This window comes from Rhizomonospora bruguierae (genome assembly GCF_018397995.1).
Lineage (GTDB): Bacteria > Actinomycetota > Actinomycetes > Mycobacteriales > Micromonosporaceae > Rhizomonospora > Rhizomonospora bruguierae.
Genome location: NZ_BBQH01000119.1, coordinates 1 through 3,895, shown reverse-complemented (window position 1 = coordinate 3,895; position 3,895 = coordinate 1). Strand labels below are relative to the sequence as shown.

Sequence of the window (3,895 nt, the reverse complement as noted above, 5' to 3'; positions counted from 1 at the left end):
GGCGTGATCAGTCCGCTGTTGCTGAACGTGGCCTTGCACGGGCTGGAGGCAGCAGCCGGGGTCCGGTACTTCCCTGATCATGTCAAGCATGCGGGAGGAGCGGTCCCCGGTAGTCCCGTTGTCGTCAGGTACGCCGACGATCTGGTGGCCATGTGCCACAGCGCTGAACAGGTGCAACAGGTCAAGGAATCTCTCAGCCGGTGGCTGGCGCCCCGAGGGTTGACCTTCAACGAGGACAAGACCCGTGTGGTCGGCCTCGAAGACGGCTACGACTTCCTCGGGTTCAACATTCGCCGCTACCGCAACGGGAAGCTGCTGATCAAACCCAGCAAGGCAGCGGTGCAGCGCATCCGCCGCAGGCTGGCCGCCGAGGTCAAGGCCCTGCACGGGGCCAACGCCGAAGCGGTCATCAACAAGCTCAACCCCGTGATCCGGGGCTGGGCGGCCTACTACCGCGCAGCGGTCTCCAAGGAGATCTTCTCCGCGTTGGACCACTACGTGTGGAAGCTCACCTACCGGTGGGCACGGCGAGCGCACCCGAACAAGGGGAAACGCTGGGTAGCGGCCCGCTACTTCGGGGCCTTCCACCCGGCCAGGAGGGACCGCTGGGTGTTCGGCGACCGCGACAGCGGCCGCTACCTGGTCAAGTTCTCCTGGACCCCGATCGTCCGTCACACCCTGGTCAAAGGGACCTCGTCACCCGACGATCCCGCCCTGACCGAGTACTGGGCCACCCGGCGCCGACGCGGGAAACCGCCGCTGGGCCCGTTCCTCATGCGGCTCCTACGGGCACAACGAGGACGCTGCCCGACCTGCGGTGGCCTTCTGCTCCACGCGGACCGGGAACCGCAAGATCCCGGCGAGTGGGAGCAGTGGCTGATCGTGCTACGAAAGGCGATCCGCCGCACCGCGATCACCGCACCCGGGAACCCGACGGACGACACCGCCCGCTGTCTGATGCACACCCACTGCGCCCGACGGCACGACGCCGCCAGACGCACACCGGCGCTTCTGCCAACACGCACGCCATAAGGCTTGCTTGAGCCGGATGCGGGGAAAGCTCGCAAGTCCGGTTCTGAGGGGGCTGGGACGCAGCAATGCGTCCTGGCTACCCGACAACACGATCACCGACCTGTAGTTGCCGGGCCACGACCACACCCGCACCGGGATCCCGGTGCGGGTGACGGCCATCCCGACCACGACCTGCGGGAGGTCGTCGCGGTGGTCCTTGCTCTTGCCGCGGGTGCGAAACCCGCTGTCACGCACCAGATCACTGGGCTCGACGCCCGGCCGCACCCGGCCGTGCTCGTCGCGGGCGATCGGGGTGTCGGCCTCACCGGTCTCGAAGTAGGTGCTGGTCGTGTCGAAGAACAGCAGGTCCACCTCAAGGTTGAGCAGGTCGGCGACCTGGTGATACACCTGCCGGGCCACCACCGCCTCCACGGCCAACAGCGCGTCCATCGCCCGGTAGCAGGCCTCGTCAACCACGTCGGTCAGGCCGTCGATGTGCACGTCGTGGGCGATCCAGTCGGTCGCGGCCAGCTTCGACGAGGGCTTGAGCGCCCGGTTCGCGGTCAACGCGAACAGGATCCGCTCCACCCGGGCGGCGTCGACCCGCTTGTCGGCCAGAGCAGCACGGATCGCGGTGTCGACACCGAGCCGGCGCCACAGGCCATCGAGCGCGTACGCCCCGCCGATGGGCCGCGAGTCGGTCAACGTCATGTCCGCCGGCGTGGTCAACGCCGCCGCGGCAGCCGGGTCCAGCAGCCTGCTCAACGCCGTGACCAGGCGCTGCACCGCCGGACGGTCGAGTTCGTCCTCCCGGCCGAACGAGTACAACACCTTCGTGCGCGACATCCCGGCCGCCGGGTCCCACTCGTTGTGGGCCAACTGCAGGTACCGCACGACCTGACCGGTTTTGCTCTTCCGCGACGACACCCGCGCATACACGTGGCTAGAGGTTACGGACTCCGCCACTGCTCAACCAGGCCATGCCCCGCAAATCGTGTCACTAGGCGATTTCAGCATTCTGACTATCCAACAACGTCGTGACCTGCATCTTCACATGATCCCCGTGCCTAGACCGCCACACATCTGTGGAACCCAGTTCTTGCTCCCGCTGCTGAAGTGTTGCATCGGGCGAAGGACTTGTCGCCGCGGGGATTAGGGAACACGGAGAACGAGCCCAGGGCGTGCCGCGACGCCCCGCCCGGCTCGGCGTAGCGCCTCGGTAGGAGTCAGTCCTGTTCCAAGGTGGGTGATGGCGAGTTCCTTGGCCGTTTGCGCCATGTGTGCCGCGTCTTCCGGTGAGCAGTGGTATGGCTCGTTTGACGTGGTGCTGCCGGCCTCGCAGATGAACATGTCGGCGTTTTCGGCGAGGCGGGCGAGGGCGGAGCCGGGGCCTGAGTCGCCGGAGTAGGCGAAGGTGCGCATGTCGTGAGTGACGCGTAAACCGTGGGTTGGAACGGAGTGCTGGACGGGAAGCGACGCGAGTTCAAGGTCGCCGATCGGAGTGATTTCCTCGGTGTGTTCGCGGACGTCGAATAGCTGCCGTAGCTGCGCGGGACCGTTTGGAGTAGGAAGGGCTGCGCCGATTCGTTCAGCCCAGCCGGAGGGGCCTATGACAGTCAGTCGCGGAGCGCCGACGGTGTTCGCGGCCCACTGATACGCGGCGAGTAGGTCTCCACTGTGGTCAGGGTGTAGGTGGGAGACCCAGATTGCGTCTAGCCGTGCTGGGTTGGTGTACCGCAGCAAGTGCGGCCATACACCGAGTCCGATGTCCGCGAGGACGCGGGTGGCAGCGGTCTCAAGGAGGTAGCCGGAGCAGGGGTTGTTGGGCCGAGGATACGGCGTAGAGGTCCCGACTACCTGGACTGTGATGCTCATCGCGGAAGGGGACGATCGGGCGTAGCGGCCGCGTGTACGGCGGCTCGGTTACTTGCCTGAGCGGCGACGAATGCCTCGATGTCCTCAACGAGCTGCTGGGCAACCATCGAGGCGCCAAAGCGCTGCTCGCGGAGTTCCGCGACGAGCCCACCCATCCGGCGGGCCGCCCCAGCGAGGTATGCGCCGGTCCCTGTGAACAGTGGTTGGAGGGTCTCGGCCACATCGTCAAGCGTGCCGATATGAAGTTGGGCGTCAGCAAGGTCAACGCGTCCGGCAGCGACATGCGCCGACGAGTTGTACTCGTCGGCGAGCAGTTCAATCGCTTCGGCCAGCTCGCGGGCGGCCGCGGCGTGTTGTCCGCTCCAGAGCCGAGCGGTCGCGTTGATCCTCATCTGATTCGATCTTGGAAAGGCCATAACACCAACGCCGGCACATGGGCCATCATCGTCGATGGCCGCTTGCGCGGCCGTCAGCGCATTGTCCATAGCGCCGCGGTCGCCCAGCCGCGCCCATGCGCGGGCCTCCAGACTGGCCAGCCGAGCCGCCTCGATGCCGGTCGGTGCTGCCGAACGCGCTTCTTGGGCGATGGTTGCGGCGGCGCGGTAGCGGCCTTGCCAGAATGTGACACCACAGCGTACCGACGCGATCCATGCTGAAAGCGCAGAATCCTCGGCGAGTTCCGCTGCCATCGTGGCGGTACGAACATGCCTGTTGGCTGCGTCGTGAAGGGAGAAACGGTCTGCCGCGACCCCGGCGAGAAGCCCGCACGCACGAGCGCCGATGGCGTAAAGTCGTCTGCTCTGACGGGGGTACTGACGGCCCTCCAGGGCAGCGAAGGCGTTGTCGCGCACGTCACGAAGATCTCCGACAAGTGGGAGCAAGGAATCGTCGAGCAGGTCGAGACAGATGCGTTCCAGGGAAGCATCCATATCGCTGAGTTGTTGGTCGGAGACATTACTGTGGCCGGCTCTGCGGCCATGTCGAGCGGACTCGTCGGCGGTCTCCATGA

At 66.2% G+C, this 3,895-nt stretch carries 2 protein-coding genes and 2 pseudogenes; 1 reads left to right on the top strand and 3 read right to left on the bottom strand.

What is annotated here, in order from left to right; genetic code table 11:
* The coding region (locus KJS59_RS30225) for a group II intron maturase-specific domain-containing protein (RefSeq protein WP_249715161.1) at window positions 1-1,032 on the top strand (1,032 nt) is incomplete at its 5' end.
* A gap of 105 nt (window positions 1,033-1,137) precedes the next feature.
* Here KJS59_RS30225 and KJS59_RS32520 read toward each other — a convergent pair.
* From KJS59_RS32520 to KJS59_RS30215, 3 genes and pseudogenes are all read right to left on the bottom strand, one after another.
* Window positions 1,138-1,950, bottom strand: a pseudogene (locus KJS59_RS32520) (IS1634 family transposase); the annotation flags it as partial.
* A gap of 213 nt (window positions 1,951-2,163) precedes the next feature.
* Window positions 2,164-2,886, bottom strand: a complete 723-nt coding sequence (locus KJS59_RS32410; RefSeq protein ID WP_213457350.1) for an MBL fold metallo-hydrolase — start codon at window positions 2,884-2,886, stop codon at window positions 2,164-2,166.
* Window positions 2,883-3,895, bottom strand: a pseudogene (locus KJS59_RS30215) (hypothetical protein); the annotation flags it as partial. The pseudogene KJS59_RS30215 and the gene KJS59_RS32410, both read right to left, overlap by 4 nt.

Bases quoted from the DNA above. Each gene is read 5' to 3' on its own strand.
- KJS59_RS32410 (WP_213457350.1), bottom strand. From the start codon at position 2,886: ATGAGCATCACAGTCCAGGTAGTCGGGACCTCTACGCCGTATCCTCGG.